The sequence below is a fragment of the Algibacter pectinivorans genome (assembly GCF_900112595.1).
GTDB classification, from domain to species: Bacteria; Bacteroidota; Bacteroidia; order Flavobacteriales; family Flavobacteriaceae; genus Algibacter_B; species Algibacter_B pectinivorans.
Genome location: NZ_FOMI01000006.1, coordinates 47,010 through 71,056, shown reverse-complemented (window position 1 = coordinate 71,056; position 24,047 = coordinate 47,010). Strand labels below are relative to the sequence as shown.

General features: G+C 33.4%; 19 protein-coding genes and 1 pseudogene. 10 read left to right on the top strand and 10 right to left on the bottom strand.

The window, feature by feature from the left end; all coding sequences use genetic code 11:
- Nucleotides 1-300: 300 nt before the first annotated feature.
- Complete coding sequence (locus BMY96_RS10130; RefSeq protein ID WP_092851792.1) at nt 301-3,813, bottom strand: methylmalonyl-CoA mutase family protein; 3,513 nt, start codon at nt 3,811-3,813, stop codon at nt 301-303.
- A 143-nt stretch (nt 3,814-3,956) separates the two neighbouring features.
- Between BMY96_RS10130 and purU the strand changes: the two genes are divergently transcribed.
- The 3 genes from purU (at nt 3,957) to BMY96_RS10115 (ending at nt 7,741) form a co-directional block, all read left to right on the top strand.
- Entirely contained in the window at nt 3,957-4,811 is an 855-nt protein-coding gene (purU, locus tag BMY96_RS10125; protein ID WP_092851790.1) for a formyltetrahydrofolate deformylase, read from the top strand.
- 128 nt (nt 4,812-4,939) lie between these two features.
- Nucleotides 4,940-6,037 (top strand): OmpA family protein, encoded by a 1,098-nt coding sequence (locus tag BMY96_RS10120; protein ID WP_092851789.1) that lies wholly within the window; start codon nt 4,940-4,942, stop codon nt 6,035-6,037.
- Nucleotides 6,038-6,595: 558 nt separating this feature from the next.
- Nucleotides 6,596-7,741 (top strand): glycoside hydrolase family 26 protein, encoded by a 1,146-nt coding sequence (locus BMY96_RS10115; protein WP_092851787.1) that lies wholly within the window; start codon nt 6,596-6,598, stop codon nt 7,739-7,741.
- Nucleotides 7,742-7,888: 147 nt separating this feature from the next.
- Here BMY96_RS10115 and BMY96_RS10110 read toward each other — a convergent pair whose 3' ends face one another.
- Complete coding sequence (locus BMY96_RS10110) at nt 7,889-9,022, bottom strand: TlpA family protein disulfide reductase (RefSeq protein ID WP_092851786.1); 1,134 nt, start codon at nt 9,020-9,022, stop codon at nt 7,889-7,891.
- Nucleotides 9,023-9,143: 121 nt separating this feature from the next.
- On the opposite strand from BMY96_RS10110, the gene BMY96_RS10105 reads away from it, so the two are divergent.
- Both BMY96_RS10105 and BMY96_RS16005 read left to right on the top strand, forming a co-directional pair.
- A complete protein-coding gene (locus BMY96_RS10105) occupies nt 9,144-9,848 on the top strand; it encodes a DUF4197 domain-containing protein (RefSeq protein ID WP_092851785.1) in 705 nt (234 codons plus the stop codon).
- Nucleotides 9,849-9,983: 135 nt separating this feature from the next.
- Nucleotides 9,984-10,130, top strand: coding sequence for a hypothetical protein (locus BMY96_RS16005; RefSeq protein ID WP_175473553.1), 147 nt, complete (start codon nt 9,984-9,986; stop codon nt 10,128-10,130).
- Here the strand turns inward: BMY96_RS16005 and BMY96_RS10100 are convergent.
- The 6 genes from BMY96_RS10100 to BMY96_RS10070 form a co-directional block, all read right to left on the bottom strand.
- A complete protein-coding gene (locus BMY96_RS10100) occupies nt 10,090-10,896 on the bottom strand; it encodes a helical backbone metal receptor (protein ID WP_092851782.1) in 807 nt (268 codons plus the stop codon). The two genes, BMY96_RS16005 and BMY96_RS10100, sit on opposite strands and share 41 nt — an antisense overlap.
- 108 nt (nt 10,897-11,004) lie before the next feature.
- Nucleotides 11,005-11,817: an orotidine-5'-phosphate decarboxylase gene (pyrF, locus tag BMY96_RS10095; RefSeq protein ID WP_092851780.1), complete on the bottom strand. Its 813-nt coding sequence runs from the start codon at nt 11,815-11,817 to the stop codon at nt 11,005-11,007.
- 94 nt (nt 11,818-11,911) lie between these two features.
- Nucleotides 11,912-12,988 carry a peptide chain release factor 1 gene (gene prfA / locus BMY96_RS10090; protein WP_092851779.1) on the bottom strand — a complete coding sequence of 359 codons (1,077 nt, stop codon included), beginning with the start codon at nt 12,986-12,988 and terminating at the stop codon, nt 11,912-11,914.
- A gap of 457 nt (nt 12,989-13,445) precedes the next feature.
- Nucleotides 13,446-14,408, bottom strand: a complete 963-nt coding sequence (locus tag BMY96_RS10080; protein WP_092851775.1) for a DUF3078 domain-containing protein — start codon at nt 14,406-14,408, stop codon at nt 13,446-13,448.
- A 71-nt stretch (nt 14,409-14,479) separates the two neighbouring features.
- The gene (locus BMY96_RS10075) at nt 14,480-15,658 is read right to left on the bottom strand and encodes an AIR synthase related protein (protein ID WP_092851773.1); all 1,179 of its coding nucleotides are present in this window, start codon (nt 15,656-15,658) and stop codon (nt 14,480-14,482) included.
- Nucleotides 15,659-16,044: 386 nt separating this feature from the next.
- The gene (locus tag BMY96_RS10070) at nt 16,045-18,231 is read right to left on the bottom strand and encodes a glutamine synthetase III family protein (protein WP_092851772.1); all 2,187 of its coding nucleotides are present in this window, start codon (nt 18,229-18,231) and stop codon (nt 16,045-16,047) included.
- 257 nt (nt 18,232-18,488) lie between these two features.
- Here BMY96_RS10070 and BMY96_RS10065 point away from each other — a divergent pair, with 257 nt between their 5' ends.
- Nucleotides 18,489-19,511 (top strand): glutamine synthetase beta-grasp domain-containing protein, encoded by a 1,023-nt coding sequence (locus tag BMY96_RS10065; RefSeq protein WP_092851770.1) that lies wholly within the window; start codon nt 18,489-18,491, stop codon nt 19,509-19,511.
- Nucleotides 19,512-19,928: 417 nt separating this feature from the next.
- On the opposite strand, the gene BMY96_RS10060 is transcribed toward BMY96_RS10065, so the two are convergent.
- Nucleotides 19,929-20,879: a calcium/sodium antiporter gene (locus BMY96_RS10060; protein ID WP_092851769.1), complete on the bottom strand. Its 951-nt coding sequence runs from the start codon at nt 20,877-20,879 to the stop codon at nt 19,929-19,931.
- 175 nt (nt 20,880-21,054) lie between these two features.
- Here BMY96_RS10060 and BMY96_RS10055 point away from each other — a divergent pair, with 175 nt between their 5' ends.
- Nucleotides 21,055-21,414 (top strand): BlaI/MecI/CopY family transcriptional regulator, encoded by a 360-nt coding sequence (locus BMY96_RS10055; protein ID WP_092851766.1) that lies wholly within the window; start codon nt 21,055-21,057, stop codon nt 21,412-21,414.
- Between the two features lie 65 nt (nt 21,415-21,479).
- Here the strand turns inward: BMY96_RS10055 and BMY96_RS10050 are convergent, their stop codons facing one another.
- Nucleotides 21,480-21,680: a hypothetical protein gene (locus BMY96_RS10050; RefSeq protein WP_139205238.1), complete on the bottom strand. Its 201-nt coding sequence runs from the start codon at nt 21,678-21,680 to the stop codon at nt 21,480-21,482.
- 134 nt (nt 21,681-21,814) lie between these two features.
- Here BMY96_RS10050 and BMY96_RS10045 point away from each other — a divergent pair, with 134 nt between their 5' ends.
- The 3 genes and pseudogenes from BMY96_RS10045 to BMY96_RS16000 form a co-directional block, all read left to right on the top strand.
- Nucleotides 21,815-22,504 carry a M56 family metallopeptidase gene (locus BMY96_RS10045; RefSeq protein ID WP_092851763.1) on the top strand — a complete coding sequence of 230 codons (690 nt, stop codon included), beginning with the start codon at nt 21,815-21,817 and terminating at the stop codon, nt 22,502-22,504.
- 504 nt (nt 22,505-23,008) lie between these two features.
- Nucleotides 23,009-23,161 carry an SsrA-binding protein gene (locus tag BMY96_RS10040; protein ID WP_092851762.1) on the top strand — a complete coding sequence of 51 codons (153 nt, stop codon included), beginning with the start codon at nt 23,009-23,011 and terminating at the stop codon, nt 23,159-23,161.
- Nucleotides 23,162-23,262: 101 nt separating this feature from the next.
- Nucleotides 23,263-24,047: pseudogene (locus tag BMY96_RS16000) on the top strand (hypothetical protein); the annotation flags it as partial.

Genomic DNA, 24,047 nt, shown 5'->3' with positions numbered 1-24,047 from the left:
ACCTTTACTTTACAGATGAATACTTTTCAAAAAGGTTGCGTAAACTGTTTATTTAAATAGATAACGTGCTAAACTCGGGATAAGCGATTCAGACACTTTTTTCTAAGACAAAAAGTGGTTTCAAAAACCTTATATTTCATTTAAAGATCCCGAGACTATGCTCGGGATAAGCGATTTACACACTTTTTGCTAGGGCAAAAAGTGGTTCCAAAAAACTTATATTTCATTTAAAGATCCCGAGACTATGCTCGGGATAAGCGATTCACACACTTTTTGCTAGGGCAAAAAGTGGTTCTCTGCTTACATATTTCTGCGGTACTGCCCGCCTACTTCAAACAATGCTGATGTAATTTGCCCTAAAGAACACATCTTACAAACTTCCATTAAGGCTTCAAAAATATTATCGTTATTAATGGCTTTATGTTGCAAATCTTTCAATAAATCTTCAGAATTATTTACCTTATGAAGGTTGTTAAGGGTTTGTATTTGAAACTCTTTCTCTTCTTCGGTAGCTCTTATAACTTCCGCAGGTAAAACCGTTGGCGACCCTTTACTACTTAAAAAGGTATTTACACCTATAATTGGAAACTTGCCATTATGTTTTAAGGTTTCATAATACAAACTTTCTTCTTGAATTTTTGAGCGTTGATACATGGTTTCCATCGCCCCTAAAACCCCACCACGTTCGGTAATTCTATCGAACTCCAACAACACAGCTTCTTCAACTAAATCGGTTAATTCTTCAATAATAAACGAGCCCTGAATAGGATTTTCGTTTTTGGCTAAGCCTAATTCTTTATTAATTATAAGCTGAATAGCCATAGCGCGACGCACAGACTCTTCGGTTGGCGTAGTTATTGCCTCATCGTAGGCATTGGTGTGCAATGAATTACAGTTGTCGTAGATAGCATATAACGCCTGAAGTGTGGTACGAATATCGTTAAAATCAATTTCTTGAGCATGTAAACTTCTTCCTGAAGTTTGAATGTGATATTTAAGCATTTGCGCTCTAGCATTAGCCCCATATTTGTGCTTCATGGCTTTTGCCCAAATTTTTCTTGCTACACGCCCAATAACCGCATATTCTGGATCGATACCATTTGAGAAAAAGAAGGACAGATTAGGACCAAACTTATTAATATCCATGCCTCTGCTTAAATAATATTCTACGTAAGTAAAACCATTGGATAACGTTAATGCTAATTGAGTAATTGGGTTGGCTCCCGCTTCTGCTATGTGATACCCAGAAATAGACACGCTATAAAAATTACGCACATTATTTTCAATAAAATATTCTTGCACATCGCCCATTAAACGCAGCGCAAATTCTGTTGAAAAAATACAGGTGTTTTGTGCTTGGTCTTCCTTTAAAATATCGGCTTGCACGGTACCTCTAACTTGAGCAATGGTGTTCCTTTTTATTTCGGAATAAATAGTTTCTGGCAATACCTGGTCTCCGGTAACCCCTAAAAGCATTAATCCTAAACCATTATTCCCTTCTGGTAAATTACCATTGTATTTAGGTCGCTCTTTGCCTTTATAAATCTTAGCAATTTTAGCTTCAATTTCTTGCTCTAAGCCGTTTTCAATAATATATTTTTCGCATTGTTGATCTATGGCTGCATTCATAAAAAAGCCAAGCAACATTGGCGCAGGCCCATTAATGGTCATACTTACCGATGTCATCACATCGGCTAAATCGAACCCAGAATACAACTTTTTAGCATCGTCTAAACAACAAATTGATACACCGGCATTTCCTATTTTACCATAAATATCTGGACGGTAATCGGGGTCGTTACCGTATAGGGTAACACTATCAAAAGCAGTAGATAGTCGTTTGGCTGGCAAACCTGCACTTACATAATGAAAACGCTTATTTGTACGCTCTGGACCGCCTTCGCCAGCAAACATTCTAGCAGGATCTTCGCCCGTTCTTTTAAAGGGATACAACCCCGAGGTGTAAGGAAATTCTCCTGGAACATTTTCTTGTAAACACCATCTTAAAATATCGCCCCAAGCTTGGTATTTAGGCAACGCTACTTTTGGTATTTGTGTGTGCGATAAGGATTCGGTATGTGTTTCAATTTTTATTTCTTTATCTCTTACCTTAAATGTATAAATTGGATTTTTATATTTATTTACTTTCTCGTCCCAACCCGTTATAACCTCCCAGTTATAAGGATCTAAATCTAGCTTAACTCTATCAAATTCAGCAATAAGGAGTTTTACAAACACCTTATTATCTTCTTTAATTAGCTTTTGAATACCTTCACTATTTAAACCGTGTTTATCAAGTAGCGTTTGCTTTGTCTCAGTAACACTTATATTTAGTACAGATTCTAAGGTTTTATAAATACCGTATAATTTTTGAGCCACTGCTACTTGCGTATCTGTCTTTTTATCGTAAGCTCTATTACTTTCGGCTATTTCAGATAAATAACGCGTTCGTGATGGTGGAATAACAAAAATCTTTTCGCTCATTTCGTTTGAAATGGTAAATGTGGATTTTAAATCGGCATCTGCTTTTTCAACCAACTTATCCATTACCGCTTTGTAAAGCGTATTCATACCTGGGTCGTTAAATTGAGACGCTATGGTTCCAAAAACAGGTAAATTATCTTGATGCACATCCCAAAGATTATTGTTGCGCATGTATTGTTTTTTAACATCGCGTAAGGCATCAAGTGCGCCTCTTTTATCAAATTTATTTATGGCCACCAAATCGGCAAAATCAAGCATGTCAATTTTTTCTAATTGTGTAGCGGCACCAAATTCTGGTGTCATTACATATAAAGACACATCAGAGTGTTCAATAATTTCTGTATCACTCTGTCCAATTCCAGAAGTTTCAAGAATAATTAAATCATATCCGGCAGCTTTTAAAACTTCAACAGCTTCATTAACATGTTTAGATAGTGCTAAATTAGATTGACGTGTAGCCAAACTTCGCATGTACACTCTATTATTGTTAATGGAGTTCATTCTAATTCTATCGCCCAATAATGCACCTCCTGTTTTTCTTTTAGAAGGATCGACCGAGATAATACCCACGGTTTTATTAGGGAAATCTATTAAAAAACGTCTTACCAACTCATCTACCAAACTCGATTTACCAGCACCACCTGTTCCTGTAATTCCTAATACAGGTGAAGCCCCTCCTAACCTCCCCTTCAGGGAGGAATTCTCACTCTTATTTGTATAAAGCACTTTAAATGCTTCTTTATTATTTTCGGCCAAAGAAATTAACCTTGCAATCGTTCTAACGTCCTTATTTCTTAAATTCTCAAAGACCTTTTCAGTACCTAAATCCATCAACCATGAGGCATCCTGGTTACAAACAATTCCATCAGGTACTGGCTTTCCTCCTTTGGTGGGAATGAGGGAGGCTTTTACCAAATCGTTAATCATGCCTTGTAATCCCATTTCACGACCATCGTCTGGCGAATAAATTCGTGAAATACCATATTCCATTAATGCTTTAATTTCCGAAGGTAAAATAACACCACCGCCGCCGCCAAAAATCTTAATATGCTCTGCTCCTTTTTCTTTTAGCAGATCGAACATATATTTAAAGTACTCATTGTGCCCACCTTGATAGGAAGTAAGGCAAATGGCATTTACATCTTCTTGAATAGCGGTATTTACAACCTCTTCAACACTTCTATCATGACCTAAATGAATCACCTCAACTCCTGTAGCCTGAATAATACGTCGCATAATGTTTATTGAAGCATCATGACCATCAAAAAGAGATGCGGCGGTAACAATTCTAACTTTATGTTTGGGCTTATATATAGTTTGTTGGTTCATTCGTAAAGATTATAGAATAATAGTCTTGCAATTTACGAAATATTCAAAAAATCCAATCGTTTACAATAAATAATATAAATTTTAATTCTCTGCTATAGCTTGTATATTTTTTAAACTAAATTTATTGCCAATAAAAACTATTTATGAATAAGATTACCATATTAATACATTGTAAGGACAGACCTAATATTATTGCTTCGGTTACCAATTTTATAGCTAAAGAAGGCGGTAATATTGTATATATAGATCAACATGTTGATAGAGAGCAAAATATATTTTTCATGCGTTTGGAAAGTGAGTTTGCTTCTGAATCTTTTTCTACTAATGATTTTAAAGGCGTTTTTAAAAGTGAGTTAGCCGATACTTTTGAAATGAAATGGAGAATTTACTCTTCTGAAAAGAAACCAAAAATGGCCTTGTTTATTTCTAAATACGATCATTGTTTATATGATTTATTAGGGCGTTATAATTCTGGAGAACTTAATTTAGAGATCCCTTTTATAATAAGTAATCATTTAGATTTAAAACCAATTGCCGATAATTTTAAAATTCCTTTTTACCATATTCCGGTAACTAAGGCTACTAAAGCTGAAGCCGAAGACCAACAGTTAGAACTTTTAGAGGCTCATAATATTGACTTTATTGTATTAGCGAGATACATGCAAATTGTTTCAGGAAAACTTATAAATAAGTATCCAAACAAAATTATTAATATTCATCATTCGTTCTTACCAGCCTTTGTAGGGGCTAAGCCTTACCATTCCGCCTACAAGCGAGGTGTAAAAATTATTGGAGCTACAAGTCATTATGTTACAGAAGAATTGGATGCAGGTCCTATTATAGAACAAGATGTAACACGAGTAACTCATGCTCATGCCATTTCCGATTTAATTTCTAAGGGTCGCGATTTAGAAAAAATAGTATTAGCAAACGCTGTAAAGCTACATGCAGACCGCAAAGTCATGGTTTTTAATAATAAGACTGTAATTTTTTCTTAAAATTTTGTTAAAGAAAATTCGTATTTTTTGGTTAACCAAAAATTTATTCACTAATTTTGTGACTTATTAATTTATTATGTGTCTTACAGATGTGGATTAATTAACCCATTAACTAAATTTTAATTTTTATGAAAACAAATTTATTTTTATGCCTAACTTTTTTATTAGGCTTAGGTATTGCTCAAGCTCAAAACTTACCAACAAGCCCAGAACCGGGAAAATGTTATGTAAAGTGTATTACTAAGGACGAATTCAAAGATGTTCAAGAAACTATTGAAGTTTACCCATCTTACACAACTTTAGAAATTGTACCTGCTACATACAAAACTGTAGAAGATCGTGTTCTTATTAAAGAAGCTTCGAAAAAATTAGTATACGTTCCTGCAGTATACGAAACAGTAGAAGTTCCTTACACTAAAAAAGAAGGAAGAAGTGATTTAAGCATCATTCCTGCTACTTTTGGAACTAACTCAAGAACTTTTGAAACTTACCCTGCAACTTCAGGATGGGAGTACAAAGAAACTGCTTGTGATTCTCCAAACAAAGAAGATTGTATGGTAGCTTGTTTTGTTGGTTACCCAGCTCAATACAGAGATGTATCTTTCACTACTTTAGCTAAAGATGCTACAGTAACAAACACGCCAGTAAGTGAAGTACCTGGTACTTATACTAAGCAAGTTGTTAAAACTCCAGCTCGTATGGAAGAAGTTGAAATTCCAGCACAATATGCTACAATTAAGCGTCAAGTATTAGCAACTTCTGCTACTACAAGATCTAACACTATTCCTGCTAAAACTCAAACTGTAACAAGAACTGTATTAGCTAAAAAAGGTGGAATTACTACTTGGGAAGAAGTTGATTGTGGATTATTTGAAGCTAACGCTTTACCAATCTTTTACGAAACAGGAAGCGCTCGTATTACTCAAGCATCTCAAAAAATCATTGACGATAACTTATTAGCTTTATTAAACAGCAAGCCAGTAAATGTTGAGATTATGTCTCATACAGATTCTAGAGGTAACGATGATTTCAACATGTCTTTATCACAACAACGTGCTAATTCTGTTGTAAACTACTTAGTATCTAAAGGTATCTCAAGAAGCCGTTTAACTGCAAGAGGATTTGGTGAAACTAGATTAGTAAACCGTTGTTCTAATGGAGTTGACTGTTCTGCTGATCAACACCAAAGAAACAGAAGAACTGAATTTAGAGTTATCAATAACTAATTCAAGTTTTTCTATAGGATATCCAATAAAGATATTTTTAAAATATATAAAGCCTGTGAAATTATTTCACAGGCTTTTCTTTATAAATATACTTATATAGAATACTATTGCATTTTAACAAAGTAAATTAAAAAATACCTATAATCTCAGGTCATTATTTGGAGTAAAACAATAATTTCACTGCTTAAAAAAATGAAAACAAAATACCTAGACGTTAAAATATAGCGATATAAAAATTCATTTTATTAGTTTAATACTCTATAGAAAAACTATTACCATTTTAATTCGATGCAAACTATTTTAGTTATAAATTCAACTATCTAGGTCTTTTTATTTACCGTAAATACACTTCTAAAAGAGAATTATTAAAAAAACAAAGATTGTTATTAAAAACTTTAGCTACCTTTTATAAAACTAACCTATTTATAACTAGGAAATAATTGTCCTGTTTAACATTTATATTCCAAATTATCCAATCCATTTATATAAACTCTAAAATTATAATTTTAAAATTTCATTGGCTTGTAAGTAAACAATAACAAGAAAGACAAAAACCTAATGAAGAAATTATTTTTATTATTTACCATTTCCATTATTTCGGGCTGTAGTAGGCCAAATGACCTATTAGATATAAATGCTACAAGAAATCCTCCCAAACTCATTACTCCAAATAATTTTGCAGACCCTAATTTAAATCAAGAAGCCAAAGAGTTATACAATAAACTATTGGTACTAACTCAAAGAGGAATTATGTTTGGGCAACAGCAACCTTTTGGTACAGGAAACAATTTCCCTGTATCCAATAAATTGGAAGAAGATTTCTTTGAAGTCGCAGGTAATCATCCTGCTATTGCAGGTTTCGACCTAGAATTAATAAGTTTACAGCCAGACACCAGATTTTCCGGACCTTCTTTACTAGACGACTTTATTAACCAATTTGTTACTAAAGTAGTTGAAGCTCATGAAAATGGAAGCATCATTACCATAAGCTGGCACTTTGTAAACCCAAATGATTTTAATTTTGATGGAACTAGTAATTTAAATAATGTTGTGTCTAAAATGTTAGAAAATGGAGAATACAGAGAACTTTTTATAGACCGTCTTGAACGCGTTTCTAGACTGTTAAATAGTCTAGTAGATTCTAATGGAAGCCCCATACCTGTTTTATTTAGACCTTGGCACGAAATGAATGGTAACTTCTTTTTTTGGGGAGAAGGTTTTCGAACAACAGCAGAATACAAAGAATTATGGAAAGACACTATTAAAATTCTATCTGAAGATTTTAATGTACATAACCTACTTTATGTTTATGCTCCAAATATTGTTACTAGTACATCAGAGTACTTAAGAAATTACCCAGGTGATCAGTACGTTGATATGCTAGGCATTGATGTTTATGATTTTAGAAACGGAAATTTTTTATCGAGTATCCGTAGAAACTTAAAAATTGTCGAGAACATAGCTACCGACAAAAATATGCTTTTTGCCCTTACAGAAACAGGCTTAAGGAATGTAGTAGAGCATGATTGGTGGACACAAAGTTTATACAAAGCTATACGTAGTAGCAGTATTACCTATACTATGGTGTGGAGAAATGATATGACTACGTTTTTTCATGTTCCTTTTATTGGACACCCGTCTCAAGATAATTTTAACACATTTATAAACAACGAAACAATATTATTAAGTAACGATATTTTATAAAAGTCTAGTTAAGATAAATACACATGATAAAGCAAGATCTTTAACAACGATTAGTTAAAATGAGCCATGTTTTTTTATAATAAAGTAAGTTTTATTTTAAAATTTCTTCCTCATGCTGTTATTAAAATTAAATGAGTAATTTAACTATTAAAAGAAACCTCTTTTAGCTATTACATACTTAGGATATTTAATGTTTTTCTTAGCAACATCAATACCATAACTATCCCACATTCCGGAAACCATTAAATCGAAATATTTGTAGTGTATATCCCAATCATGCACAAGTTTTACATCAATATTCTCGTATTGTAAAACGATAGGCGTATCTAACAGATTAATAAGTTTGTACTTTACTTCTTCTAAACTTACACCATCAGCCTTAATTTCGGAATCTCCAATTAAAAACTTAGGAGTATCTGGTCCCCAATCAATTTCATTATCTCCCCAAAAACGAGGGTCTTTAATATCGAACACAATAACCTCGCCTTCTAATTCGGCGTCCGTTTTCTTTAGTTTCAATTTCTTTAAAAGCATTTTAGTTTGCTCAAAATAAGCACGAGAATCCAGTTTAAATCGAATTTCGTAAGATTTATTTAATTCGTCTGGAATTTCAATTTGATTTCTATGGCTATTTAAAGTATAAGCAAGTATCCCTTTTAGGTCCCCTTTAAGCTCTAAATAAGATTTATGTTTACTGGTACGTAATTCACTATTATCTTCAACAAAATTTAAATTGGTAATAATAAGTTCGTCTTCCTGAATTTCCTCTTCTACAACAACAAATTTCTCATACTCATGCAGCTTAATCATCTCGGACACCGGAATTGTTTTTTTGTTCTTATTTAAAAAACCACCAATTTGATAGCCTTTTAAATCGGCCGGATGCCCTTTCCAAAGTTCGTCGCCGTAAGCATTATAAAGAATTCCATAAGGCAAACTACGTACATTATTTTTTTTAAACGTTTCACCTTCATAATCTATAGCTACTGCTAAATTCATTTTATGCTTTTTCATAAAACGATCTACAATATCTGGACTTTCCTTAGTTAAGGATACCACATAAAAATTATTTGGGTACTGCTCTTGTAGGGATTCTAGATATTTAGACACATGAATACATGGTCCGCACCATGTAGCCCAAAAATCTACAAAATATAAAGCATTAGCATCTTGTTTAGCTAATGAAGAAGGCTGTATTTGTTCCGAAATATTTATTTGCCCAAAACAAAGAGTGGTACATAATAAAAATAAAAAACTAAGCGCGATTTTATTAAATTTCATTTTTAGAGGTGACTTAATGCTATAGTACTATAAACATTGCAAATATTATGCTAAAATAGTATATTATAAATATATTTTAAAAACTAAAATATATATTTGCCCAAATATAAAACCCAAAACCATGATACGTAAAATTTTAGCTGTTATTTTAGTACTTAATTTCACTGCTTGTGCAGAATTACAACAAGTTGTTAACCAATTACCACAAAGCGGAACAATTGGTAATACCGAAATAGCCTCTGGTTTAAGACAAGCATTAGATTTAGGTATAGATAAACAAGTTACCAAACTTACACAAACAGACGGTTTCTTTAAAAACGACCTAGTTAAAATTTTATTGCCAGAAGAATTAGCCAAAGTAGATAAAGCATTACGTGATATAGGACTAAGTAATTTAGCCGATGAAGGTTTAAAAGTATTAAATAGAGCTGCTGAAGATGCCGTAAAAGAATCGACTCCAATCTTTGTTGATGCTGTAAAAAGCATAACGTTTGATGATGCAAAAAATATTTTATTAGGCGATAATGATGCCGCTACGCAATTTTTAACATCAAAAACTCAAGAGGCGCTTTATACTAAATTCAACCCGGTAATTAAAAACTCTTTTAGCAAAGTTGGTGCCGACAAGATTTGGTCTAATTTAATTAACAAATACAATAGCATTCCATTTACAAACAACGTAAATCCAGATTTAACGGATTATGTAACTGGAGAAGCTTTAAAAGGTGTTTTTACTATGATTGCTGTTGAAGAAAATGATATTAGAACAAAAGTATCGTCTAGAACTACAGATTTATTGAAGACCGTATTTGCTTTACAAGACTAAATTTTAAAAAAAATAATTGATTAAAAAACGAGTACATTGTATTCGTTTTTTTTGTTTTATTTTAAAGTTTTTTTAACGTACCAATAACATCTAAAAGCTTCATTTACACGTACTTTATATAAAAGAACATTAGATATGAACACACAATTTTGTAGAGTTGGTAAAATAAAGCCAAACTTAAGTAAAGCAATAAACTTAAAAGACATAGAAAGACGAATAGCAAATTTTGTAGATGATACTACTAAAGTGCAATATTCTGAAGACTTAAACGGAGCGATTTAAAATAAGTAAACGCTTTTGTAAGTCTAGAACCATACCAAGAAAACATTTCGCCATCAACTAAAACAATTTTGGCGTTAGGATAATTTTCTTGCAACTCCTCTTTATGCGTTTCTTTAAACGGAAAAGGTTCAGATGAAAGTAAAACAAGGTCTACGTTTTCATTTGTTGCAGGGTCTAAAATATCAATTTCTGGGTATCGCATTTTTGATGCGAACACATTTTCAAAATGATTAAGATTAAGTAAATAATCTATAAACGTATTATTTGCTGCAACCATCCACGGTTTTTTCCAAATAAAATAAACCGCTTTTAAAACGGGTTTATTTTGCATAAATACGTTGAAACTTTCCATTTCACTTTCAATGTTATTGGATATTGAAAGTGCTTCTTGCATTTTATTAAATATGACACCGTACTGCTTAATGAGTGCTAAGCTATCTTCAACATTAAAAATATCGGATACATGAACGGTACAAATTAATTGGCAAGCTTCTACAATAGCCTTAGTATTTTCTTCTTTATTACAAAGAATAAGATCTGGCTTAAGTGTCTTAATTTTTTCTATTTGAATTTGCTTAGTGCCACCAACCACAGCAACTTTAGTTTTAATATGATGCGGATGCACACAAAATTTTGTAACGCCCACTAAATAGGGTTCAAGACCCAAATCGCAAAGTAATTCTGTTTGACTTGGCACTAAAGATATAATGCGCTTAGGCGTGTCTTTAAAATAAATAGTTCTGTTGATTTGATCTACAAGTTCCATAGATGGAGTCCTGAGGACTCAGGAATGATAAAGATTAAAATTAATTACTTAAAATAATTTCGGTTTTTTTATCGCAAAGCCACTGGAATTAATATAGAAATAGGCTTACTATCCTAAAATCAAAGCCATTTCTTTTTGCAGTGCTTCAGCTTTACGGGCTGCCATTTGAGCAAAATCATCTTGGTTTGAAGCATAAATAATACCTCTCGATGAGTTAATTAGCAAGCCTACGTTATCATTCATTCCGTATTTACATACGTCTTGCAAATTTCCGCCTTGAGCGCCAACACCAGGAACTAAAAGAAAACTATCTGGAATAATATTTCTAATATCGGCTAAGTATTCTGCCTTTGTAGCGCCTACTACATACATTAAATTCTGTGCGTTTTTCCATGATTTTGAGGTTTCTAAAACATGTTTGTACACCTCTTTACCATCAATTTCTTTAGTTTGAAAATCGAATGCACCCGCATTGGATGTTAAGGCCAACATAATGGTATGCTTATCGCTGAAAGCTAAAAACGGTTCTACCGAATCTTTACCCATATACGGTGCCACTGTAACAGAATCGAACGCTAAATCCTCAAAAAAAGCTTTAGCATACATGGTGCTTGTATTGCCAATATCACCTCGTTTGGCATCAGCAATTGTAAATATTTCTGGGTACTTTTCGTTAATATAATTAATTGTTTTCTCTAAAGCTTGCCACCCTTTTATGCCATAAGCCTCGTAAAAAGCGGTATTAGGTTTATAGGCTACACACAAATGATGTGTTGCATCAATAATAGCTTTATTGAAAGCAAAAATAGGATCTGCTTCCTTTAAAAGATATTGCGGTATTTTATTTAAATCTACATCTAACCCAATACATAGAAAGGATTTCTTCTGTTTTATTTGCTCGACTAGTTGGTTTGTTGTCACTTTAAAAAGTATTTGGCTTCCCCGTGTGTAAACAGGCTTCTTATATATTAAGATTTATACCGCAATGCATTCCCGTTTAAGCAGGAACCACAAGCTATATCACATCTGTATTAGCTTTTAACTTCTCGGTATTTTCGGCTAATTGTAATTCGTCTATAATTTTTTGGATATCGCCATTAACAATGTTCGATAAATCGTAAAGCGTTAAACCAATTCTATGATCTGTAACACGACCTTGTGGGTAATTGTATGTTCTAATTTTTGCACTTCTATCGCCACTTGTAACCATGGTTCCACGAAGGGCTGCATCTTCTTCCATTTTTTTGGCTAGCTCCAAATCGTATAAACGCGAGCGTAAAACTTTAAAGGCTTTTTCTTTATTTTTATGCTGCGATTTTTGATCTTGACATTGCGCTACTAAGCCCGTTGGTACGTGTGTTAAACGCACAGCCGAATAGGTCGTATTTACAGATTGCCCACCAGGACCAGAAGAACAGAAAAAATCGATTCTTACATCTTTTGGGTTTATTTCTACATCAAACTCTTCGGCTTCGGGGAAAACCATTACCGTTGCGGCACTAGTATGCACACGACCTTGAGTTTCTGTTTGAGGCACACGTTGTACACGGTGCACACCAGCTTCAAACTTTAAGGTCCCATAAACATCTTCGCCCGAAACTTCAAACTGAATTTCTTTAAATCCGCCATTTGTACCTTCACTAAAATCGACAGTATCTACACGCCAACCTCTACCTTCGCAGTACTTGGTATACATTCTAAACAAATCGCCTGCAAAAATACTGGCTTCATCTCCACCTGTTCCTGCACGTAATTCTACAACCGCATTTTTAGAATCCTCTGGATCTTTAGGGATTAAAAGTACTTTTATTTCTTCTTCCAGAGCAGGAATACCCGCTTTAGCTTCTTCATATTGCATTTTGGCCATATCCACCATTTCTGCATCACTACCATCGGCAATAATTTCTTCGGCCTCGGCCAAATTATTGGTAAGCTCTATATATTCTTCACGTTTATCCATTAGGATACGTAAGTCTTTGTACTCTCTATTTAGCGCTACATAACGTTTTTGGTCGGTAATAATATCGGGTTGAATTATTAAATCGCTAACCTCATCAAAACGCTGTTTTACTATTTGTAATTTCTCTAACATCTGCCTTTTTTAATTGGATATCAAAAATACGATAATTTATGAATTTATCATGATTAAAAATTTCTTTACCACTTTGAAAAATATATTTAGTATCACAAACGTTATTTGCGGTATGCTACACCAATTTAAAGCCATATTAATATATTACAAAGCGTTGGCCACATGGTCTTTTTTGGCTACTATAATCCTTACCGCAGTAATACCTAAAATTATACCTGCACTTTTAACTAAACTCTTTTTAATGCTAATTTATTACTGGATTATTAATGATATAAATATGCGAAAAAGAATAGGATTCTATAAAATGGTTGGTGTTTCTAATTTAAAATTAGTGATGCATCTTTATTTAATAGACTGTATTTTAACCTGTAGTTTTTTACTAGTAATTAAATGCTATATTTAATTTACACAACCATTAAATTGACTTAATTTATAGCTTAAAACACCTATAAAGGCTCTAAAAATCTACAGCAAAACCAACACCTAAAAATTGTTTCCATTGCACTTTTGCACCAGCCTCGTCAAACTCACCTTCAATTTCTGTTGGTACTTGAGTTTTAACATCGTCATCATATCTAATATGCGAACCTAACGTTGCTCTTACAAAAGAATTTACTTTAAAATCGAAATCTATTCGCCAGTCTAAATCTACGTTTCCAAAATTATTAATATAATCAGAGTATAAACTTACTTGGTTTTTTACATTAATATTTTCTATAATTTCCATCTCATAGCTATTGGTAACTAAAACACCAACTTCTTTTCTAACCTTATCTCCTGGAACAATAACATTACCTTCGGCATCGAGAATTGCTGGTTTAACACCAAAAGACCCTGCGTTTGCTAAATCTTCATCCAAAACAAATGTAGCTTTTAAAGTAATTGGCGAAAAGTAAAACGATAATTTATCGATATTTTTACCGTACTCCATGCCCCCACCAAAAAACAAATATCCTGGAGCTAGCAATCTAGAAATAGGATCTTTTTTGTTAGGATAATTAAAACCATTGGTTAGCTGAGTTCTAAAATTAAGACGTGCAGAGTAAAACCAGTTTGAAATACCATCGTTAGGGTTATACCCTAAATTAGAATTCACCTCAAATAAATCATCGGTTTTTCTAGTTTCTCTTGCCTCTTGCTTATTTATACCGTAACGAATGTTAACGTTATTTTTCCAGTTGAAGAATTTATCTGAATAGTTTAATGACGACATCAAACCTAACAATCCCGAAATGGATGTACTACCACCAGAATTCCAATTTGTAAATGAGACTTGATTAATATCCACTGTACCTTTATTTTCTTGTTTCCATTGTGGGCCTACATATTTAACCTTTTTTTCTTTTATAAAAAGAGAATCTGGTTGTGCATTTGAAAACTGAAAACAGAGCGTAATTAAAATAACTAATAAATACTTCATTGTTGTTGGGTTAGCATTAAATTTATTTTAACATCAAAAACTATTCCGTAATTGACTAAAATCGAATAATTTTAATACTTAAACTCCCCAAACTCCGATTTTATTGTAAGCTGTTTATTTTTTGAAGCTTCTACCCTACCAATTATTTGAGCATTTACGTTAAATGATTTTGAAATTTCGATAATACTATTGGCTACTTCTGGCGAAACATATAACTCCATACGGTGTCCGCAATTAAACACCTGGTACATTTCTTTCCAATCGGTTTTAGATTGTTCTTGTATTAATTTGAATAATGGCGGAATTGGAAACATGTTATCCTTTACAATATGAAACTCATCAACAAAGTGAAGAATTTTAGTTTGCGCTCCTCCCGAGCAATGCACCATACCATGTATGATATCGCTATTATACTCTGATAATATTCTCTTTATAATTGGGGCATAGGTTCTTGTTGGCGATAATACTAGTTTACCAGCATCAATAGGTGCGTTTTCAACTGTATCGGTTAATTTAACACCTCCAGAATACACCAAATCTTCAGGCACCGAAGCATCAAAACTTTCCGGGTATTTTTCGGCTAAATATTTACTAAACACATCGTGGCGGGCAGAAGTTAATCCGTTACTTCCCATACCACCATTATATGCTTTTTCGTAAGAGGCTTGACCAAAACTTTCTAAACCAACAATAACATCGCCAGCTTTAATATTGGCATTATCAATAACATCGGTACGTTTCATTCTTGCAGTTACTGTAGAATCTACAATAATAGTTCGCACTAAATCGCCAACATCGGCAGTTTCGCCTCCTGTAGAATGAATGGTTACACCAAAGGATTTTAAATCGGCAAGCAGCTCTTCTGTTCCATTTATAATAGCCGAAAGCACTTCGCCAGGAATTAAATTTTTATTTCTTCCAATGGTGGACGATAGCATAATGTTATCTGTTGCGCCTACACAAAGTAAATCGTCAATATTCATAATTAATGCATCTTGAGCAATACCTTTCCAAACCGACACATCGCCAGTTTCTTTCCAGTACATATAGGCTAAAGACGATTTTGTACCAGCACCATCGGCATGCATGATTAAGCAATAATCATCATCGTTGGTTAAATAATCTGGAACTATTTTACAGAATGCCTTAGGAAATAATCCTTTATCTATATTTTTAATAGCATTGTGAACATCTTCTTTTGATGCCGAAACACCACGTTGTGCGTATCGTTTTGAAACTTCTTGACTCATAATGTTGTATTGTGTTGCAAAAGTAAAGTAATATTTTAAAAATAACAGGCATTAATTGAAATATGAAACAGGTTTTATTAACGGGTTTTAAACCATTAAGAAAACACTTTATTTACAAGAAATAAAACATGAACAAAAGACCGAGAATAGAATTAAAATTAACAAAAACTACTAAACATACCCGCGTTAGTGATTGAAACGGCATCCTTTTTTTAAACTAACAAACATGGCCTTTATTTATGGCTTTAATTTAAAAGATAGGCACGTACTTTGTGCTGGCTACACCATTAAAAAAAGATATAGTGAAAAGCCAGACCCTTTTCGGGCAACCTGCCTTCCGGCAGGCAGGCGTCCAACTTTTCGATACATCTCCAAGTAACAACAAACTACCTTGTAAAAAGCATTTCGCGGTACTTGGTTAGTGGCCAAATCTCGTCATCTACTAACAATTCTAGTTTGTCGCAATGGTAACGAATATCATCGAACAAAGGCTTTACTTTATGGCAATACGCATCTGCTTTCTTTTCTATATCTTTTAAGGCATTGGCTGCTTTTCGGGCGTCAATCATTTTATTTACATTAACATTTATCCCCTCTATATGGCTCGATATATCTTCTATAAGGTTTATTTGCTCCTTAGAGACACTGTTGTATTTTTCTTCGAAAATCTCCTTTAAACCACGAACGTTTTCAACTAGAATATTTTGATATTTTACCGCTGTTGGCACAATGTGGTTTCGTGCAATATCGCCCAAAACGCGACTTTCTATTTGTATGTGCATAATGTAGGCCTCAACCTCAATTTCGTAGCGGGCTTCGGTTTCTATTTTACTCATTACCTGCATTTCTTCAAATAAGGCAATGGATGCTTTGGACACTCTTGCTTTTAAGGCTTCTGGCGTGTTTCGGTTATTACTTAATCCGCGTTTTTTAGCTTCCTTTTCCCACTCGGCACCATAACCGTTACCTTCAAACAAAATAGGGCGACACGATTTTATATATTCTCTTAATACATTAAACACAGCTTCGTCCTTTTTTAAATCTTTTTTATCGATAAGGGCATCTACCTCTATCTTAAAATCTTTAAGCTGTTTGGCTACTATGGTATTTAAAACCGTCATAGGATTACCACAATTAGCCAACGAACCTACAGCTCTAAATTCGAATTTATTACCCGTAAATGCGAAAGGCGATGTACGATTTCTGTCGGTATTATCCAATAAAACATCGGGTATCTTACCTACTACATTTAGTTTAAGTTCGGTTTTCTCTTTAGGCGATAGTTTTCCTTTGGTAACGCCTTCTAGCTCTTCTAAAACCTTAGTTAGCTGCTCGCCAATAAAAACTGAAATAATAGCTGGTGGCGCCTCGTTTGCCCCAAGTCTGTGATCGTTACTAGCCGATGCTATGGCTGCTCTTAACAAGGCCTCGTGTGTATGTACCGCTTTTATAGTGTTAATAAAAAAGGCTAAAAATTGCAGGTTACTCATTGGGGTCTTTCCTGGTGCTAATAAATTTACACCGGTATCGGTAGATAAGGACCAGTTATTATGTTTCCCTGAACCATTTACACCTGCAAAAGGTTTTTCGTGTAATAATACTTTAAAATTATGGCGAGCGGCTATACGCCCCATAATATCCATTAACAAGGAATTATGATCGACAGCCAAATTAGCTTCCTCATAAATAGGCGCCAACTCAAACTGATTTGGTGCCACCTCGTTATGCCTCGTTTTTACAGGAATTCCTAAAAGCATACACTCGGTTTCTAGCTCGCGCATAAAATTTAGTGCGCGTGTAGGTATGGACCCAAAATAATGGTCGTCTAACTGCTGCCCTTTTGCTGCCGAATGCCCGAGCATTGTACGACCTGTTAATGCTATATCTGGTCTACTGGCAGCCATTAATTTATCAATTAAAAAATACTCCTGCTCCCAACCTAAAGATGAGCTTACTTTTTTAACGTTTTTATCAAAATATTTACAAACCGCAGTAGCTGCATTGTCAACTGCATTTAAGGCCCTTAGCAACGGTGTTTTATAATCCAAAGCTTCACCAGTATAAGCCACAAAAATAGTTGGTATACAAAGTGTTGTACCATAAATAAATGCTGGCGAGGTTGGATCCCATGCCGTATAACCTCTAGCCTCGAACGTATTTCTAATACCACCATTAGGAAAACTAGATGCATCTGGTTCTTGTTGCACCAATTGCGAACCTCCAAATTTCTCTACCGCAATGCCATCGCCGATTGTTTCAAAAAAGGCATCGTGCTTTTCTGCCGTTGTTCCCGTTAAGGGCTGAAACCAGTGTGTATAATGCGTAACACCTTTTGTTAAGGCCCAATCTTTCATGGACGAGGCTACTTGATCTGCAATATTTCTGTCAATTTTTTTACCATACCTAATGGCATTCATAACGCCTTTAAATGCGTCCTTTGTTAAATAATGGCGCATAGCGTTTTCATTAAACACATTTTTCCCAAATAAATCCGATCGACGCTCTTTTTCTTCAACCAAAACAGGTTTAATTTTAAGCGACTCTTTTATAGCATGAAATCTTAATGTAGACATTAGTATAGTAATTTAAAATGTTAGACAAAAATAAACAGGTTGTGGGTAAAAACCTTACCTCTAAAAATAACTTTTAAGCTTTTTTCAGTATTTTAATTAAAAAATTATCTTTTTTTAAAATAAAGCTGAATTTAATAGGGTATAAATAAAAATAAGTCATCAATTTATTAAAATACCCCCTATAAATATGAAGTAAAAATATAAAAATATATATTTGTGATATTAATATCAATATCTCATATTATAAAATATTCATTATGGCAAAAATTAAATTAGAATATCTTTGGTTGGATGGTTACTTCCCAACACAGAATTTAAGAAGTAAAACCAAGGTTGAAGAGCATGAAAACTTTCAAGGAACTTTAGAAGAAATAGGAAACTGGTCTTTTGATGGTTCGTCAACAAGACAAGCTGAAGGAGGTTCTTCTGATTGTTTATTAGTTCCTGTAGCTATTTACCCAGATCCAGACAGAATCAACGGTTACTTAGTTATGACTGAAGTTATGAATGCAGATGGTACGCCTCACGTTTCTAATGGAAGAGCTACTATTGATGATGATGATAATGATTTCTGGTTTGGTTTTGAGCAAGAGTATTTTATCATGGATACTAAAACGCAATTACCTTTAGGATTCCCAATTGGAGGATATCCTGCACCACAAGGTATGTACTACTGTTCTGTTGGTGGTAAAAACACACACGGAAGAGATTTGGTTGAAGAGCACGCAGATTTATGTATCGAAGCTGGCTTAAACTTTGAAGGTATTAACCAAGAGGTTGCTTCTGGACAATGGGAATTCCAATTATTTGCAAAAGGCGCTAAAAAAGCGGGAGACGAAATTTGGATTGCTAGATATTTACTAGATCGTTTAACTGAAAAATACGGATACTATATTGAGTACCACCCAAAACCATTAGGTAAAGATATGGATTGGAATGGTTCTGGTATGCACGCAAACTTCTCAAACGAAGTTTTAAGAACTTGTGGTTCTAAAGAAACTTACGAAGCTATTTGTGAAGCTTTCCGTCCTGTAGTAAAAGAACATATTGCTGTTTACGGTGAGTTTAACGACCAACGTTTAACAGGATTACACGAAACTGCAGCTATTACAGATTTCTCTTATGGAGTTTCAGATAGAGGTGCTTCAATTCGTATTCCAATTATTACAGTTGAGAAAGGTTGGAAAGGTTGGTTAGAAGATAGAAGACCAGCATCTAACGGAGATCCTTACAAAATTGCAGGAAGAATTATTAAAACTGTTAAATCTGCTAAAATATAATTATTTTAGATTCAGTTTTGTTCATACAAAAAACGCCAACATTTATTTGTTGGCGTTTTTTTTGTTTTCATTTAAAAATATATCGAATGTAACACCTAATATATTAAAATTTTGGCGTCTGCCTGCCGGAAGGCACATTACCACTAGGTTCGGACTTTTACTACTCGCTCCTTCCTAAAAAGTCAGGGAGCTCAAACATGCCATTCAATCCCTAACGCGGCCTTGTTTAATAACTTGAGGGTACTGGATTAAAAGTTTTGTAATTTTGGAAGAGCCTAGTTTAATGCCATTAAAATCTGAAATTATATCAACGCTCTATAAACCTTATATATAAAACAACATAATTAATTACAACGATAAATCGTAAACAACCACAACCGGATTAAAAAGATGTAAATTGAAATTGATTTTTTAATTCTAGAGCTTGCCTTGTGTAAACACCAAAAACATAAATACACCATAACAAATTACTAAAAAGAATCCTTTTAGTCTACTTATCTGCAAACGTTTAGGTAAAAATATAAGCGGTATTAATACTGCCGAAAAACCAAGCATCCAAAAAATATCGCTCGATAATATTTGTGGTTCTGTAACCGGAATAGGTTTTACCATAGCCGTTAAACCAAGTACAGATGCAATATTAAATATATTAGACCCAATTAAATTCCCCAACGAAATAGCTTTCTCTTGCTTTGCCGCCGCAATAACCGATGCCGCTAACTCTGGCACACTTGTACCTATAGCTATTAAAGACACACCTATTACAGCTTCGCTAACACCAACAGACGTAGCAATATCTTTTGCCCCAAATACAAGCCATTCACTGCCAAAATAAAGCGCTGATGCTCCTATTAATAGCCATAAACCTATTTTAAAGTTTGAAACTGTAGATAAAGCATCATCAACTTCTTCTACAACCACATCTTTTTTGGCACTCTTAATAAGGTAAACCAAAAAGACAATAAGTCCTGCAAATAAAATACCACCTTCTATGGCAGATAACACATTATCGTTCTTTAAAAAATAATACAACAGTATTGAAAACACCATCATTACAGGCCAATTAAGCTTGTAAAACGACTTATCTACTGCAATAGCTCCAACCATAGCCGTAATTCCTAAAACTAAACCAATGTTAGCTATATTGGACCCTACAACATTATTTATTGCAATAGCGGGCGATCCAGAAAGCGCTGCCTGTAAGCTTACTAATAATTCGGGAGCAGAAGTGGCAAACGAAACCACCGTCATACCAATTACCATTTTCGAGATGTTAAATTTAAATGATAAGGCCACTGAAGCTCTTACCAAAAACTCGCCTCCTACCACTAACAAAACAAAACCAAGGATAACCCAAAGAATACTCATAAACAATATTTTTTTACGAAGATAATATAAGAAATTACGATTTTCGATTTTTGAATTGCGATTTTTAAGTTAACAATGAAAACTTAAATTATAGTTAAATAACTATTAATTTAGTTTTACAACTATAAAAATAGTTATATATTTGTCTCATACTGATAATTAACACGTTGCTACCATGGAAAAACTAACAAACAAAGAAGAGGAAATCATGCATATTTTATGGCGACTCGAAAAGGCCTTTGTTAAAGACGTGCTAGCTGAAATTAAGGAAGACAAACCACATTATAATACCCTGTCTACAATAATTAGAAATCTAGAAGACAAAGGGTATGTTTCATATCTCGCCTATGGCAAAACACACCAATACTACCCTATTGTATCTAAAGAAGAATACAGAAAAAAGTTCATGAATACTGCTATTAACAATTATTTTAATAACTCCTATAAAAACATGGTCTCGTTTTTTGCCAAGGAAGAAAAAATAAGCGTAGCCGAACTTAAGGAAATTATTGAACTCATTGAAAAAAACAATTAGCCATGGAATATCTAATAAAAGCCAGCGCCATTTCCCTAATTTTTTATCTGTGCTACAAACTCTTTTTACAACGCGATACCTTTTTTTGAATCTAATAGATGGTTTTTACTAATTGGTTTGCTTACATCATTTATACTTCCACTTTTAGCTATTCCTGTTTTTACAGAAAACACCCCCATACACCTACCTAATTTTATTAACCAACAAACCATTAATACAGCCATAGCATCAAATACATTTAACATGACATCAATTGTGATGCCCATCTATTTTTTTGGTGTCCTCTTTGTCCTCTTTTTCTTTAGCAGGTTTTTAATGCAATTAGCATCATTATTTTCAATTATTAAAAAACAAAAGTTCTAGAACAGGCCCCTTCACATTTGTAGAAACCACTCATAACATATCACCATTCTCCTTTTTTAATTATATAGTTTTAAATCCTAATAGTTTTAATAAAACGGAGTTACAACAAATAATTACGCATGAAAAAATCCACGCCAATCAAAAACACACCTTAGATGTGTTAATTGGGCAACTAGCATGCATTGCGCTTTGGTTTAACCCCGTAATTTGGTTTTACAATAAAGATCTCAAACAAAACTTAGAGTTTATAGCCGATTTTAAAACCCAAAACACATTTGATCCTAAAAGCTATCAAAGCACCTTACTTAAAACAACACTTGCACATCATCAAATGCAGTTTAGCAATAATTTTTATAATTCATTAATTAAAAAACGAATCGTTATGTTACACAAATCAAAATCAAAAAAAGTCAATTTATTAAAGCACACCTTGGTACTTCCTTTATTAGCACTATTTTTAATAGCTTGCTCCTCCAAAGAGGCCACAAAACCGGAAACTCAGGAGTATCAAACAAGTATTAGAAAAACAGCTAGTAATGCAAATGATACTGCTAGTAATAGTGATCCCCTAGTGTATTTAGATGGTAAAGAAGTACCTAATAACACCATAAAATCCATAAATCCGGAAACTATTGAAGCGGTAAATGTTTTAAAAAATGAAAAAGCTTTTGAAAAGTACGGCGATAAAGGAAAACACGGCGTTATAGAAATAACGACCAAGAAGTAAATAAAACCAAATTGAAACACAACTTTAAGGCACCCAAAAATGAGTGTCTTTTTTTTAGTGATGTAAGTTGAAAAAAGACGAAAACCAAAAAACTACATAAATTTATAATCAAATGCCTCTACATATTTAAAATTTAGCGCAAAAACCTTGTATATTTATTACAAATTATAACTATATACCATGTTACACATATCATTATAAAACAAATATGAAGGGCGTCACTTAAATATTAAAACCAAAACCATCATTTAACTTACAAATTAGCATTTAAATTCATTGTTTTTACTAAAATGCTTTGGTTAACATAAGGCAAAACCTATATCTTCAAAAAACATTGAAATAAATAACCCTATTTACTAACTTTTAAAACGCTAAAACATGATTACACTTGCCAAACTATTAATTGATATAATTATCTATATTGTTTCAATTATTTAAACCAATACAACGTAAAACTTAGTCTAGAATAAGTTTTACTATTTTTGTATTTTAAATGATAAAAAAGTGAAGAAGCAAGTATTTCAAATTTTAGCCAAGCTTAATAAAATTATCCTACCAAGCTATTCTAAAAATAAATTAGATATAACAAAAGCAACAAAATTCCAACTAGCTATTATTGGCTGGAGAGCCTATATAACCAAAAATGCATTAGGTTAATAGTTAAAAACTGCATTTTGGCTTAATTTTTGCTTTTTTCTAAAATCATGCAGTACTTTTACATCAAATTAATAATTATCCCACAAATCTAAACCCTCCCTATGGTTAAGTATTTATACCTATCGCTACTACTATTTGTTAGCTTCACTATACAGATTTTCGGTCAAGAAGAAGCTAGTATTTCAACAAAATTCGCCCAAGATGGCAAACTTTATCAGTCAGAAACTAACGGTTCTGAGATTATAGCCGAATTTAGTGAAAACCAAAAATGTACAGTAACTGCTTTTTTAGGCAACTTTACCTATAAAGTAAAGTATAAAGATTTTGTTGGTTTTGTAAAAGACCAATACCTATTTGTTAACGAACAAATGATGGATTTATACTTTGATCATGAAGAAAAACAACGTGAAAAAGCCATTCAGGAACGAAAGCAGAGACAAGAAAAATCGCAAGCTTTTATAAGAGAAGCTCAAGAGAAATTAGAACAAATTGAACAAAGACGTTTGGATTCCATTGCCAAAATTGAAGAAATTAAGCAAAGAAAAATCCAGGAAAATAAACGAAACGACTCTATAGCTAAAGCAGCTCAAGAAGCAAAAAGGCAACATGAGCTTTTAAAGCAACAAGAAGCAAAGGCGAGAGCTGACGAAGAAGCTAAGAGACAACTATTAGAAATTCAAAGACAAAAAGAAGTAGCTGCAAAAGAAGCACTTGAAGCTAAAAGACAACTAGAACTTCAAAAACAAAAAGAAGCTGAAGAAAAAGCTGCACTTGAAGCTAAAAGACAACTAGAACTTCAAAAGCAAAAAGAAGCGGAAGAAAAAGCAGCACTTGAAGCTAAACGAAAACTAGAACTTCAAAAACAAAAAGAAGCCGAAGAAAAAGC